The organism is Ruegeria sp. D1(2025) (genome assembly GCF_056536425.1).
Genome location: NZ_JBQFPO010000009.1, coordinates 85,269 through 98,997 on the forward strand (window position 1 = coordinate 85,269; position 13,729 = coordinate 98,997).

The 13,729-nt window shown below is 58.1% G+C and carries 13 protein-coding genes; 12 read left to right on the forward strand and 1 reads right to left on the reverse strand.

Annotated features, from left to right (window positions below; genetic code table 11):
* Positions 1-7 precede the first annotated feature (7 nt).
* From ACR1XU_RS18125 to ACR1XU_RS18145, 5 genes are all read left to right on the forward strand, one after another.
* A complete protein-coding gene (locus tag ACR1XU_RS18125) occupies positions 8-1,162 on the forward strand; it encodes an aromatic ring-hydroxylating oxygenase subunit alpha (protein WP_480909092.1) in 1,155 nt (384 codons plus the stop codon).
* On the forward strand, positions 1,159-2,223 hold the full coding sequence (locus tag ACR1XU_RS18130; protein ID WP_480909094.1) for a 2Fe-2S iron-sulfur cluster-binding protein: 1,065 nt from the start codon (positions 1,159-1,161) through the stop codon (positions 2,221-2,223). The genes ACR1XU_RS18125 and ACR1XU_RS18130 overlap by 4 nt, the downstream gene beginning before the upstream one ends.
* Positions 2,224-2,606: 383 nt before the next feature.
* Positions 2,607-3,020: a RidA family protein gene (locus ACR1XU_RS18135; RefSeq protein ID WP_480492366.1), complete on the forward strand. Its 414-nt coding sequence runs from the start codon at positions 2,607-2,609 to the stop codon at positions 3,018-3,020.
* Positions 3,017-3,817 (forward strand): class I SAM-dependent methyltransferase, encoded by an 801-nt coding sequence (locus ACR1XU_RS18140; protein WP_480909096.1) that lies wholly within the window; start codon positions 3,017-3,019, stop codon positions 3,815-3,817. The genes ACR1XU_RS18135 and ACR1XU_RS18140 overlap by 4 nt, the downstream gene beginning before the upstream one ends.
* A 21-nt stretch (positions 3,818-3,838) precedes the next feature.
* Positions 3,839-4,651 (forward strand): class I SAM-dependent methyltransferase, encoded by an 813-nt coding sequence (locus tag ACR1XU_RS18145; protein WP_480909098.1) that lies wholly within the window; start codon positions 3,839-3,841, stop codon positions 4,649-4,651.
* Between the two features lie 50 nt (positions 4,652-4,701).
* Here ACR1XU_RS18145 and ACR1XU_RS18150 read toward each other — a convergent pair whose 3' ends face one another.
* The gene (locus ACR1XU_RS18150) at positions 4,702-4,890 is read right to left on the reverse strand and encodes a hypothetical protein (RefSeq protein ID WP_170614043.1); all 189 of its coding nucleotides are present in this window, start codon (positions 4,888-4,890) and stop codon (positions 4,702-4,704) included.
* A 254-nt stretch (positions 4,891-5,144) separates the two neighbouring features.
* Between ACR1XU_RS18150 and ACR1XU_RS18155 the strand changes: the two genes are divergently transcribed.
* The 7 genes from ACR1XU_RS18155 to ACR1XU_RS18185 all read left to right on the forward strand — a co-directional run bounded on the left by ACR1XU_RS18155 (position 5,145) and on the right by ACR1XU_RS18185 (position 13,591).
* On the forward strand, positions 5,145-6,014 hold the full coding sequence (locus ACR1XU_RS18155) for a LysR family transcriptional regulator (protein ID WP_480909100.1): 870 nt from the start codon (positions 5,145-5,147) through the stop codon (positions 6,012-6,014).
* Between the two features lie 179 nt (positions 6,015-6,193).
* Positions 6,194-7,396, forward strand: coding sequence for a LacI family DNA-binding transcriptional regulator (locus tag ACR1XU_RS18160; RefSeq protein WP_480909102.1), 1,203 nt, complete (start codon positions 6,194-6,196; stop codon positions 7,394-7,396).
* A 16-nt stretch (positions 7,397-7,412) separates the two neighbouring features.
* Positions 7,413-8,774 carry an extracellular solute-binding protein gene (locus tag ACR1XU_RS18165; protein ID WP_170808046.1) on the forward strand — a complete coding sequence of 454 codons (1,362 nt, stop codon included), beginning with the start codon at positions 7,413-7,415 and terminating at the stop codon, positions 8,772-8,774.
* 68 nt (positions 8,775-8,842) lie between these two features.
* On the forward strand, positions 8,843-10,078 hold the full coding sequence (locus tag ACR1XU_RS18170; protein WP_480909104.1) for a carbohydrate ABC transporter permease: 1,236 nt from the start codon (positions 8,843-8,845) through the stop codon (positions 10,076-10,078).
* On the forward strand, positions 10,078-11,286 hold the full coding sequence (locus tag ACR1XU_RS18175; RefSeq protein ID WP_480909106.1) for a carbohydrate ABC transporter permease: 1,209 nt from the start codon (positions 10,078-10,080) through the stop codon (positions 11,284-11,286). Before ACR1XU_RS18170 ends, ACR1XU_RS18175 begins: the two co-directional genes overlap by 1 nt.
* A gap of 5 nt (positions 11,287-11,291) precedes the next feature.
* A complete protein-coding gene (locus ACR1XU_RS18180) occupies positions 11,292-12,539 on the forward strand; it encodes an MGH1-like glycoside hydrolase domain-containing protein (protein WP_480441080.1) in 1,248 nt (415 codons plus the stop codon).
* The gene (locus ACR1XU_RS18185; protein ID WP_170679222.1) at positions 12,539-13,591 is read left to right on the forward strand and encodes a sn-glycerol-3-phosphate ABC transporter ATP-binding protein UgpC; all 1,053 of its coding nucleotides are present in this window, start codon (positions 12,539-12,541) and stop codon (positions 13,589-13,591) included. Before ACR1XU_RS18180 ends, ACR1XU_RS18185 begins: the two co-directional genes overlap by 1 nt.
* The last annotated feature ends 138 nt before the right edge of the window (positions 13,592-13,729 follow it).

A 13,729-nucleotide genomic window follows, 5' to 3' on the forward strand; every position in this document is an offset into this window, starting at 1 on the left:
CACCCGAATGACCCGAATGCTTCACCAGCTGCCTGTCGAGGCCTACACCTCGCAAGAATGGTTCGATCGCGAAATGCGCGAGATCTTTTCAAAAACCTGGCGTTATGCCGGGTTCATGGAGGATGTCAGCGAACTCGGCCAGTACATCACCGTTCAGGCCGGGCTAAACAACATTTTCGTGGTAATGGGCCGCGACAGACGCCTGCGCGCGTTTCATAACATTTGCCGTCACCGCGGCACGCAACTGATCCGGGCCGTCGGCAAGACGCAAAAGGCGCTGACATGCCCGTATCACGACTGGACCTATGACCTTGAAGGCAACCTGATCTCGGTGCCCGAAGAACAAGAGGAATTCGGAAAGGTAGATAAATCCTGCCTGGGTCTGAAACCCGCCAGGGTCGACATCTGGAAATCGATGATATTTGTGCATCCTGACCCGGGCGCGCCCTCCATCGCTGAATGGTTCGGGCCGGTGGAACCGCATATCGGCCCGCACGTACCCGAGGAACTGGTCGAATATGAAGACCTGAACAACAGCTACGAGATCAAGGCCAACTGGAAGGTGGTCGTCGAAAACTACATCGACGTCTACCACCTGAGCCACCTGCATTCGAACACGCTGCAAATGTACGACCACAAGGCCGCGAAGTACCACTGGGAAGGCCCCCATTACATGTTCTGGGAACCCCCGGTCGAAGACTTTCTGAAGGATCAGGAAAGCAAGCTGATTGCCCCGCGTGTGATCCCCGAGGACATGACTGGCGCATGGGTGCCGATGCTGTTCCCGGGGATTGGGTTGGCTGGCTCCGAGGACGGTTGGAACATCTTCATCATTGAGCCGCTCGGCCCCGAACTGACGCGAGTGTCCAACCGGGGGCGGGTGTCCAACAGTTCCGGCTGGGAGTTTGCCAAGCAGTCGATGAAATCCTCGAATTTCTGGACCAAGTTTGGCCTGAGCGGCAAGTACGAAGCCCATGACGCCATGAGCGAGGATGACCCGATGGTCGCGGGCGACTTCACGGGGGAAGACATCTACGCATGTGAACAGCAGCAGAAATCGATGAAATCGCCCTATTTCGAAACCGGTCCCGCAGCGGTTGGTGAAAGCCCGGTCGTGCAGCATCAGAAAGTCGTTCTCGAATGGTTGGGGGACGCCAAATGAAACAGCGAAACTTCCACCCGCTGACCGTTCTCGATACCCGCGAGGAAATCGGCGGCCAGGCCAAGACAGTCATGCTCGACGTGCCCGACGCCCTGCGCGAAACCTTCGTCTGGCGGCCCGGGCAGCACCTGTCGTTCCGCTTCGTGGTGAACGGAGAGGAGCAAAGGCGCAGCTATTCAATCTCCTCGTCTCCGTTCACGGGTGATCCCCTGCGGATCACCGTAAAGCGTGTCCGGAACGGCCTCGTCAGCAACCACGTCAATGACACTGTGAACAAGGGCGATGTGATTGATGTGATGCCACCTTTCGGCGGGTTTTTCCTGGACCCCGGAGCGACAGCGCGGCGTACCCATTACTTTTTTGGCGCAGGTTCAGGCATCACCCCGCTTTACGCAATGCTCAGTTCAGTCATGGCGGCCGAGCCCAATTCCTTCGCGCATCTGGCTTATGGTAACAACAACGAGCACTCTGTCCTGTTGTTGGACGAGCTGAACGCCCTGTGGGAAGCCAATCCGGATCGGATGACCATTCACCATGTCTTTTCCAAACCCGGTTTCTGGTCCTCGGCCGAGTATTGGCGCAGAGGTATCATCGACGAACCCGCGATCGAGGCGCTGATTGCCGAAAACCCGCCCTATGCACAGGACGCGCAGTATTACGTCTGCGGACCCGGCGGCATGAACAAGGCCGTGAAAGCATCGCTGATGTCGCTGGATGTTCCTGCCAATCGCATCCACATGGAAAGCTATGGCGGCGCGGCAGAGATTGACACCACTGTCGAAGGTCTGGCTGCCAAAGCAGAGATCACGTTGGGCGGCGTCAGGCATTCGGTCGACGTGGCCAGCGGCCAAACGGTTCTCGAAGCGGCAAAATCCGCAGGACTGAAACCGCCCTTTTCCTGCCAGTCCGGGGTTTGTGGTGCCTGCCGTGCCAAGCTGGCAAAAGGCGATGTCCACATGCGCGCGCGAATGGCGCTGGAAGACGCAGACATTGCAAAAGGGGCGATCCTGACGTGCCAGTCGCTGCCGCAGACGGACACCCTGTCGCTCAGCTATGACTGATCGCATTATGAGCAAAAGGTGAGTCGTTCTGCGCAACCCGTTGCACCATCTACCAGACTTCACCTGCGGCACGAATGGCCTGTGCCGGGGCGGGCAGGGCCGTCGATGGAGCGGCCTGCCCATTATGGCGGTGTGTCTTCCTTTGTGCCAAAAGCCCTCCCTTGTCAGGCCAAGTGGCCAAGGCCAAACGATAAGATAACACTGGCCACGTGAATGCCCTGGCGGCTTGCTTTTTCAAGCCCGGATCTGTGTGAATCGCACTTGGAATGCCTTGCCCCAAGACCGTCAAACAGAACTGTCCCCGCAGGTTGCCGGGTCGATTATTTCTGAGACAAGAAAAAAAGAATTCTCTACACTAGCGCATCAATTTGGGGGAACCAGTAATGAAGGGACGGCAACTCGTTTCGAACGGCAACCCGATGGAAGAGATCGTTGGGTTCAGCCGTGCTGTTCGGGTCGGATCGTTCATCGCCGTCGGGGGAACTGCGCCGGTCGATGCAAACGGTAAAACGGTCGGCATCGGCGATGTCTATGCCCAGACCAGACAGTGTTTCGAAATCATCAAGGCGGCCCTCGAAGACGCCGGATCCGGCTTGCAGGACATTGTCCGCACCCGCGTGATCCTGACGGATATCGACAACTGGAAGGAGGCGATCGAGGCGCGGAAACACTATTGCAGGGACTCCCGGCCGGTGGACACGATCATGGCGATTGAACGCTTCGTGAACCCGGAATGGCTGGTCGAAATCGAAGTGGATGCCGTGATCCCCGAAGACACAGGCGGTGCATCGTCATGACCACATCTGCGAAATTCGACAGCTGGGCCGCCGGTGATGCCTACGAACATTACATGGGCCGGTGGAGCCGTCAGATCGCCCGCGATTTCCTGGATTGGCTGGCACCTTCGCCTGACGCCGACTGGATAGATGTCGGATGCGGAACCGGCGCGCTTTCCGCAACCATTCTGGACCACTGTCGCCCGAAGTCCGTGCTCGGCGTTGATCCGTCGGACGGCTTCGTCGCCTTCGCCCGCGAAAACTCGGCAGATGACCGCGCAAGGTTTGCCGTCGGCGGTGCGGAAACTCTGCCTGCCGAGACCGGGATGTTCGACATCGCGACGTCTGGTCTGGCCGTCAATTTTTTTCCCGATCCAACTGCGGGTCTGCAGGAAATGATGCGCGTTGTAAGGCCGGGAGGCACTGTTTGCTTCTATGTCTGGGACTATCCCGGCGGCGGCATGGGCTTCATCAGCACTTTCTGGAAAGCTGCGGCATCGATTGATGAAAACGCGGCCATTTTAGACGAGGCGGCCCGGTTTCCTCAATGCACGCCCGACGGGCTGACCGAGCTTTGCAAGGCTGCGGGCCTGCAATGCGATGTGGCACCCATCCAGCGCGACACCCGCTTTTCCGACTTCGAAGCGTTCTGGGACCCGTTCACACGAGGGGCTGGACCGGCACCGGGCTACCTCGCAAAGCTCGCTCCGAAACAACAGGCCGAACTGAAAGGCAGATTAAAGACCGATCTTGGCGAGAACGAGATCGTGCTGCCGGCCCGCGCCTGGGCCGTCAAGGCAACCAATACCCGCGCCTAGTAAACTTCGGACGGCAATCCAATGTCGCAAGACAACACCTTTCATCTTTCGACCTCTGCAGCGGAAAAATACGAGAAACAACGCGTCCCGGCCATTTTCGGCCCGATGGCAGAAGCCACGCTGAATGCCATTTCGTTGCCCCCCGCAAAAACCGTGCTCGACGTGGCCTGCGGAACGGGGGTCATGGCCCGCGCCGTGGCCAAGCGGCTGACCACACCCGCTCGTATTGTCGGATGCGATCTGAACCCGGCCATGATCCAGGTTGCCCGCGCAAACGCGCCGGACGGCCCGCACCGATTTGAATGGATCGAGGCACCGGCCCAGTCGATGCCCTTGAAAGATGGGGCAGTCGATCTGGCGTTTTGCCAACATGGTTTGCAGTTTTTTCCTGACAAACCCGCAGCCCTGGCCGAGATCAGAAGGATCGTAAAGACAGACGCGCTGGTTGTCGTGACATGCTGGAAAGCGATCCCGCCCTTTTTTGCGGTCGTTGCCGATGTGCTGAAAGTCCACATTGGTGACACGGCCGCCACAACGGCTGTTCAACCCTTCACATGGAACGACGCCGATGAGGTTCGCGAATTGATTGGAGCCGCTGGTTTCAACGTCGCCGCACCGAAGACCATTTCCGTCGACCGAAAACTGCGCTGCGACGCGCTAGCCATGCGAGACGAACTGTTATCAACTCCGAACGAAAAGGCGCTTCGCGCGGCGGGAGAGGAAGCCACCAACGTTGTTGCTTCAGAGATACTAAAGGCGGTCACTCACTTTCGCGACGGCGAGTTCCTGATCATGCCGCAAAAGGCGCTTTTGTTCGAAGCGGTCGCCAGATAGCAGACGGCCGAAGTTCGGATCGGTTCCCTCGCACCTGATGATTGTTCGACTCAACTGACAAAGCCATCTGCATCCGGGCCGAATTCCAGAAAGAATTCATCAGGGACTGCAGGATACTTCGTCTGAAGCTCCGCCAATGAGGCCAGGCCGTCACCGTCCATATCCAGATCGGCGGGCATGGGGAACACAAGCCGGGCAAACAGCGACGAGAGCAGTGACACAACAGAATCTCGACCCATTTTAGTCTCCGTCAGATATGGGCAACTACCCATTGCAAGGTTGGTGTAGCGCTCCGGTGCCGGTGAAATTTCTTCGGGTATCAGACTTCATTGGTTCCTCAGCTTGGGTGCTGCAATACGAAATTAGAAGTGTTGATTGGTGATCCGATATGGCAGGGGCACTTTCGCGCTACACATAAGATATGGCACGGCCTCATTTTATTGAAAAACGAATTTTTATCACGGATAATATCGATCAATCAAATAGGTGGCTCATGGATATTGAACTTGCCCGCACGTTCCTGGCGGTCGTTGAGACGGGCACCTTTTTCGATGCCGCAAACAAGGTGCATGTCACACAATCGACCGTGAGCATGAGGATTCGGACGCTCGAGCAGCAGCTAGGCCAATCCGTTTTTGAACGTGGCAAATCCGGCGCGACCCTGACGCCAGCGGGGCGGCATTTCCTCAAACACGCTCAGGTTCTGGTACGCACCTGGACACAGGCAAAGCTGGATGCAAGCCTTCCGGCGGCGATGACAGCCGCGCTGGCGATCGGTGCGGCGCCGAGCTTATGGGACGGCTATTTGACCGACGCCCTGCCCAAGTTGATGACATTGATGCCCGATGTTGCCATCAAAGCGTCAGCCGCGTCTTCCGCAACCCTGACCCGCGAAATTGAAGAGGGCGGCCTGGACCTCGCAATTATGTACGAGCCGCGAAGCGTGTCAGGGCTGTCTGCGGTGCAACTTTTCGAAGATGAGTTTGTACTGGTCACCAGCGGCCCGGATGCCCTGCCAGCCAATCTCGGCAACGCCTACATCCTGATTGATTGGGGCCCGGAATTCCGAGCCGACCATTTGCTGAACTTTCCCGAGCTTGATACGCCACGTCTTCAGCTGGGGATCGGAACCCTCGGCCTTCAATACCTACGCTCAATTCCCGCCGCTGGTTATTTTCCGAAACGCGTGATCGAACCGGAACTTGAAGGCGGGTGGCTTAAGCTGGTCAAGGCGGCCCCCCGGTTCGCATATGCCGCCTACGCGGTTTTCGACGAAAGCGAGGGGGATGGGCTGCCAGCCCAGGCCGCATCAGAGCTTCGTGCTGCCGCGAGTTCGTTGGGTCTTGCATCGCGCAGCGGATAAGATCGCCCTGCGAGCTTGATCGGCCACTTGCGGCTACCGCCACGGACATCGCCCCGATGGTTTCGTATGTGATCAGGCCGGATTTGCGCCGGGGAAGCCTGTGCCTGTCCAGAGCGACGGAGTTGCCAGCAATTCACCATCTATGTTGGCACTTGGATCAGTAGTCGGCGGATCCGGGTTTGGCTCGATCCAAAAATACACACAAAACTGTTGCCGAAACCGGTTTCGGAACCGAACCTGAGCACATGAACGCGAATCCGTCCACTTCCAAGGCAAGAAACAACGGGGCGACGCCCCCGGCGGCGGGTCGCGTCAAAATCGACGAACTGGCCGAACATCTGGGGCTGTCAAAAAGCACCGTTTCCCGCGCACTGAACGGCTATTCCGATATCGCCGAAACAACGCGAAAAAGGGTGGAAAACGCCGCGCGAAAGCTCGGTTACCGTCCGTTGAGCCATGCACAGGCAATCCGAACCGGACGTGTTCGCGCCATCGCCATGGTTCTCAACAGTGAAGAGCCGGACGGGCACAATCCGTTCCTTCAGGAATTTCTTGCCGGTGCGTGCGAGGCCGCCAGCGGTTTTGACTGGACTATGACAATCTCGACCGCCAAATCCGAGCAGGACACGTTGAAAGTCCTGAGCCGTTTGGTCGAGGAGCGCAAGGCCGACGGCTTCATCCTGCCTCGGACCGCCGTGAATGATTCTCGTGTTCGTCTTCTGCGCCATCTCGAGGTGCCGCATATTTTGTATGGACGAACCGGTTACGGACGCTCGAACCCGCCCGAAGGTACATCCTGGTTCGACATTTCCGGCGAAAGCGCAATGCGTAACGCAGTCCTGAGGCTGGCCGGGCACGGCCATACGCGGATCGGCTATGTCGGCAGCGATCTCAAATTCAACTACAGTCACCTGCGTCGGGACGGGTTTGTCGAGGGGCTGGGCATCGCAGGTCTGCCCTATGATCTTGAACTTGTGCGCGACGGAGCCCGAACCCGAGAGGAAGGGGCCGTGCAGGGCCGCGCACTGATGCGGCTGAACCGCCCACCCACAGCGATCGTTTTTGCCACTGATCTTGCTGCATTGGGCTTTTATACCGTGGCCGCTGATCTGAACTTGCAGGTTGGTCGGGATGTCTCGGTCATTGCTTATGACGGCATTCCCGAAAGCCAGCATGCCCACCCGGCATTGACCACCTTCAACGTGGATTCCGGCCAGGCCGGGCACAGGCTTGTGACACTGTTGATCCGTCAGATCAGGGGCGAAACCGCAGATACGCTGCGCGAGTTGGGTGAGGCCACGTTGGTTGAGCGCGCTTCAGACGGGCCACCCTCCTGTTCTGCAGAAGAACTGGCGCAAAAGATTTCCATTCATGTCGAATAATCCGGGGAGGAACCAAATGACTATTCGCATCGCAACCCGTACGGCCAGGCTTTTGCTTGGCACATCCCTTGCGCTGACCTTGTCAGCGCTGTCGGCGCAAGCCGATACCATTCGCTTCTGGACCACGGAAGAACAGCCCGAACGCCTGGCAAAACAGCAGGAAATGGCTGATCAGTTCAAAGCCGATACAGGCACCACCGTCGAGGTGATACCGGTGACGGAAAGCGATCTGGGCACGCGCGCAACCGCAGCTTTTGCAGCAGGCGACCTGCCGGACGTAATTTATCACACCCTGCAATATGCCCTGCCATGGGCAGAAGCAGGCATTCTGGACACAGAAGCCGCTTCCGAAGTGATCGAAGAACTGGGCGCTGATACATTCGCACCCGGAGCGATCGCGATGGCCGCGTTCAACGATGAAACCGCATCGGTGCCTGTAGACGGCTGGACCCAGATGGTCGTCTATCGCAAGGACCTGTTCGAAGAAAACGGTCTCGAAGCCCCGGATTCCTTTGCCGATATTCAGGCGGCATTGGAAAAACTGCACAATCCGCCCGAGATGTACGGGTTCGTGTCTGCCACCAAAGTTGATGAGAACTTCATGAGCCAGGTTCTGGAGCATGTTTTCCTCGCCAATGGCGTCAGCCCAGTTGGTCCGGATGGCTTCCAACCACTGGACGAAGCCAAAACCACCGAAGTTCTGGATTTCTACAAGGCGATTTCCAAAGCCTCACCTCCGGGAGAGTTGTACTGGAAGCAATCGCGCGAGCTGTATTTTGACGGCAAAGCGGCAATGATCATCTGGTCGCCTTTCATTCTGGACGAGCTGGCCGGTCTGCGCGATAGCGCTCCGCCGACCATCAACGACGACCCGACCTCGCGTGATCTGGCGGGCAAGACAGGTATCGTGACCAAATTGTCCGGCCCTTCCAATCCTGACGGCGCGGCCTGGGGTGACGTCCGGTATTTCGGCATCACCAGCGACGCGGACACCGATGCAGCCATGGAATTCGTGAAATACGCCATGGATGACGGTTATACTCAGACGCTGGCAATCGCGCCCGAGGGCAAGTTCCCGGTCCGCCGAGGCAATGCCGAAAATCCGACGGCCTTTGCAGAAGCCTGGGCCGAATTGCCGGTCGGGGTGGATCGCAAGGCACCCTTGGGTGAGCTTTATGATCAGGCGATGATCGACGAAATCGTCGGTGGTCTTGACGTCGCACAGCGTTGGGGCGTGACCGAGGGGCAATTGTCCCTGGCGTCGAAAATGATCAACTCGCAGGCCATCAACCGTGTCGTTCGTCAGTATATCGACGATGAAATCGACGCTGCCCAGGCCGTAGCGGCCATGAACGACGAACTGGCCAAAGTTCAGTAGAACCGTCTCTCAATCGGAAACCGCAGCGGCGTGCGCGCCGCTGCACCCAACCCTCTCCGAGGTCTTCCATGTCTTCTTCGGTAACCCCACCGACCGGAACCGGGGCACTTGCCAAACGCGAGGCGCGTATGGCCTGGGCTCTGCTGGCTCCGACCGTGATCAGTGTGTCGCTTGTCGTGATCCTGCCGTTGCTGGCAATCATCTGGATCAGCTTCAAGCCATTTTCCCTGTCCGACCTGCGCCCACCCGCGCCAGTTGTCCGTGAAAGTCTGCGCGGATCGGGCGACGATCTGCGGATCGAATACCGCTTGCGCAACTCCAGCCAGGAGATCGCGATCGAAGGCGTGACCCTGGCCGATGTTCTTCCTGACGGGGTGACCGCCGGAGAAGTCGTTGCGCCATGTGCTCTGGACGGGCAGGATTTGTATTGCGATTTCGGCACTTTGCAGGGTGGACAGCGTGAGCGTATCCGCATCCCGGTCACATTCGACGGCGACCCGGATGCGGTCGAGGATGCGGTCGAGGGATCAGAGCCGAAAGTCACCGGCAGCGGGCCGAATGTACTGACCAGCCTTGAATTCAGCCTCGAAAACTTTGCCCGCGTCTTTGACGGGAAAGAATTCTGGGGCGTTCTTTGGGTCACTCTGTTCTATACTGTATTCGGCACAATCGGTGCGCTGGTCATGGGCCTCTTTGCGGCCCTGCTGCTGAACAAAAGCTTCAGGGGGCAGGGCATCATCCGAGGCCTCTACCTGTTCCCTTACGTTGCCCCGGTGATTGCGGTCGCCTTCACATGGGTCACGCTATTCGACCCATTCTCAGGTTCCGCCAACGCGTTGCTGGTGCAGATGGGACTGACCAGCGATCCCATCAACTTCTTCGGTGAACGCCCATTGGCCCTGATCATGGTCACAGTGTTTGAGATCTGGCGCTATTTCCCTCTGTCCTTCCTGTTCATCCTCGCCAGGATGCAATCTATCGACTCCAGCATGTATGAAGCGGCGGATATGGACGGGGCTTCGCCATTCCAGAAATTCTGGTGGCTGAGCATCCCGCAATTGCTGGGTATCCTGTCAGTGCTGTTCCTGCTGCGCTTCATTTGGACGTTCAACAAATTCGATGACATCTTCCTGCTGACCGGCGGCAATGCAGGCACCCGCACGCTGACCGTGAATGTCTATGAACAGGCTTTTGCAATATCGAACATCGGCGCCGGTGCGGCGGTGGCGGTGGTGATCCTGGTGTGCCTGATTGCCTTCAGCTTTGTCTTCTTCCGCTTCATTAGCCGTGAGGAGGGTCTGTGATGCGCAAAGGGTATATAACCGGCCCAATTCTGGGCGCGCTTTGGCTGGTTGTCATCGCGACAACCGTTGCCGTCACCATGTCGTTTTCCACCGGGGCGGCATTTCGTCCCCAAATACTGCTCTGCCTGATCTGGGGTGCGCTGGCAGGATGGATCTACATCCGGTTCCCGGCGCACCATGCACCGGCCCGCCTGGGTATATCGGCCATGCTGGGCCTGTCCGGCCTGACCGGGTTTGGCCCCGTTCTGATCGGCCCGGACACGTCGGTGCAGGCAGTCCTGGTTACTGTTCTGGCAATGGCCGCCGTAATTCACGTCTCGTTGGCTGCAATTCTCAGGGAAACCCCGTTCGGAGAGCTGACCCGGCACGAATTCGAGGATGCGGTAATCCGGTTCTGCACCGGCTTCGGGTATATTTTCTTCACGGCAATCGTGGTCATCCCGTTTTACGTCATGGTGATGACCAGCCTTAAATCCCAGCAGGCGTTGCTGCAAAATCCGCTGGATTTCTCGATCGACCTGAGCCAGGGCACCGCGCTTTTCCGCAGTTATACCGAGCTGTTCCGTGACTTCAATTTCGGCACCTATTTGTGGACGTCCTTCTACGTCTCGGTCCTCACGGTATTCATTACGCTGGCCTTCAGCGTCCCCGGGGCCTACGCTGTTGCGCGGTTCCGGTTCAAGGGGCAAAAGGCGTTCTCACGCTCGATCCTGTTGATCTACATGGTCCCGATGATCGTACTGGCGCTGCCGATCTATATCGCATTCTCTCTGACCGGCTTGCGCAATTCGATCCTTGGCATTGTCATGATCTATCCGGTGACGACGATCCCGGTCGCGCTCTACATGTTGCAAGGCTATTTTCGCGGCTTGCCGACCGAGGTCGAGGAAGCCGGTTTGATGGATGGGTTGTCACGCTTGTCGGTGATCTGGAAGATCACCCTTCCGCTCAGCCTGCCGGCTCTGGCGTCGGTCTCGCTTTACGTCTTCATGATCGCCTGGAATGAGTTCCTGCTGGCCTTCATGCTGCTGGACGATCCGTCAAAATTCACCCTGACCCGAGGGGTCACGATGCTGAATTCCTCAGAAATTCCCCGTCAGCACCTGATGGCCGGTGCCGTCATCGCCACCGTTCCGATCATGGCGCTGTTCCTGGGGCTTGAACGTTTCATGACCAAGGGCCTGACTGCGGGGTCCGTCAAAGGATGACACAGATGAACCAACATACGAACCCCGACCGCGAGGCGCGCAATATCCTGATCGCCAATGACCGGGGAGGCTACACCATCCCGACCGAAGGGCTTTATCCGTATCAATGGAATTGGGACAGCGCGATCGCCGCGCTTGGGTTTGCCGAATTTGACATAGATCGCGCCTGGATTGAGCTTGAGACGCTGTTCTCGGGACAATGGGCTGACGGGATGGTCCCGCATATCCTGTTTCACAAACCCGATCCTGGGTATTTCCCTGGACCGGATGTCTGGGGATGCAACGGCCCGATCCCGTCGTCGGGCATCATCCAGCCACCCATTGCGGCCACCATGGCACGCCTTATCTGGGACAAGGACCGGACACTGGGCGAAGCTCGTATTCGCGCGCTGTTCCCTGCCATGCTGGCCTGGCACCGTTGGATCATGAAATGGCGGCTGGACGATCTGGGGGCTGTCTGCACCACCCACCCCTGGGAGGCGGGCCGCGACAACGCTCCGGACTGGGACAAGGCGATGGCACGTATGGATGCCTCGGACGTGGGCGAATATGTCCGCCGGGACACAAGCCACGTCAACAGCGACGACCGGCCCACCAAGTTCGACTATGACCGGTACATCAAGCTGGTTCAGATCGGACGCGAGGCCGGATGGGATCAGAAGACCTTACTCCGTAAGAACCCGTTCCGCGTGGCGGACCCGACAATGACCTTCACCACCTTACGCGCGGCCCGCGATCTGTTGGCCGTAGGCACCGAACTCGGTCTGGAAACCGACAGCTTGAGCAACGACATCGCCCGGCTGGAGGAGGGCGCGCGGTCGCTGTGGAATGCCGATCTGGGGTCTTTTGACTCGCGCGATGCCCATAGCGGCGACTGGGCGAACAGTATCTCGAACGCTTCCTTCATGTGCTGGTTTGCCGGCATCGAGTCACCCGAAATGCTGGAAAGGCTCCGAAAAGTTCAGAAAACGGTCCCGCACCCTATTCCCAGCCACGACACAGAAAGCCCGAAATTCGATCCCCGCCGATACTGGCGCGGACCAACCTGGGCGATCATGAACATGATGATCGGCATTGGCCTTGCCGAAATGGGCCATGAGGCCGAAGCGGAAGACCTGCGCGCCAAAACCGCCGCGTTGATTTCCAATTTCGGGTTTGCTGAATACTTCGATCCCAATACCGGCAGTCCCGCGGGCGGGAATTCGTTTACATGGACAGCCGCCGTTTGGCTGATCTGGGCAGGGAGGAACTGATGGGCAGCATCAAGCTCAACGCGGTCGAAAAGTGGTTTGGTAACGTTCAGGTCATCAAGGGCATTGACCTTGACATAGACGAAGGTGAGTTCATCGTGTTCGTAGGCCCATCGGGCTGCGGTAAATCCACCCTGTTGCGTATGATCGGCGGCCTTGAAGATACTTCGCGCGGCGCAATTCTGATCAACGACAACGACGTCACCGATCACCCGCCTTCGAAACGCGGTCTAACCATGGTGTTTCAATCCTACGCCCTTTACCCCCATCTGACCGTGGCCGAGAATATGGGGTTTTCGCTGAAGGTTGCCGGTGCCCCAAAAACAGACATCGACGCCCAGGTCAGCAAGGCTGCGGAGGTGCTGAAACTGACGCCATTTCTGGAACGCAGGCCTAAGGACCTTTCAGGTGGTCAGCGCCAGCGTGTCGCTATCGGCCGCTCAATCGTGCGTGACCCCACCGCATTCCTGTTTGACGAACCTCTTTCGAACCTCGACGCCGCGTTGCGCGTCGAAATGCGCTACGAGATCGCCAAACTGCACCAGAACCTGAAACGTACCATGATCTACGTCACGCACGATCAGGTCGAGGCGATGACGCTGGCAGACCGGATCGTCGTGCTGGAATACGGTCATATCGCCCAGGTCGGCACTCCGCGCGAATTATATGAGCATCCAGCGAACCTGTTCGTAGCCCAATTCATCGGCAGCCCGAAAATGAACATCCTGCCGTGCACGACCGACAATGGTTCTTACCGCCTTTCGGGGGGTGGCAGTGGAACCTATGATCGGGCTGTAGCCGCGACACGGTTGGGCATCCGCCCCGAACATATTAAGGTCGTAGCACAAGGTGCAGGTCAGTGTGATGGCGTTATCGAGGTTATTGAGTATCTTGGCGCAGACACATTCCTGATCCTCGATTGTGGTGGCGAAGACAAAGTTACAGTCCGCATCACCGGTGATACCGAATTGCAGCCTGGCGCAACGGTTGGGTTGCACCTTGCACCAGAATTCCTGCATTTCTTCGATGTCGAGGATCAACGCGTTGATGTGTAAATGGGATTATCAAGGCTAAGGTCGACACAAATGCACCCATGACATGGCCCGGAGTAGGCATGCGCCGCCCGTTTGCACGTCGCACGGCCTGGATGTTTTTCCGGGCGCCCCTTCGGGATGAATTTACCTCAATCCCGG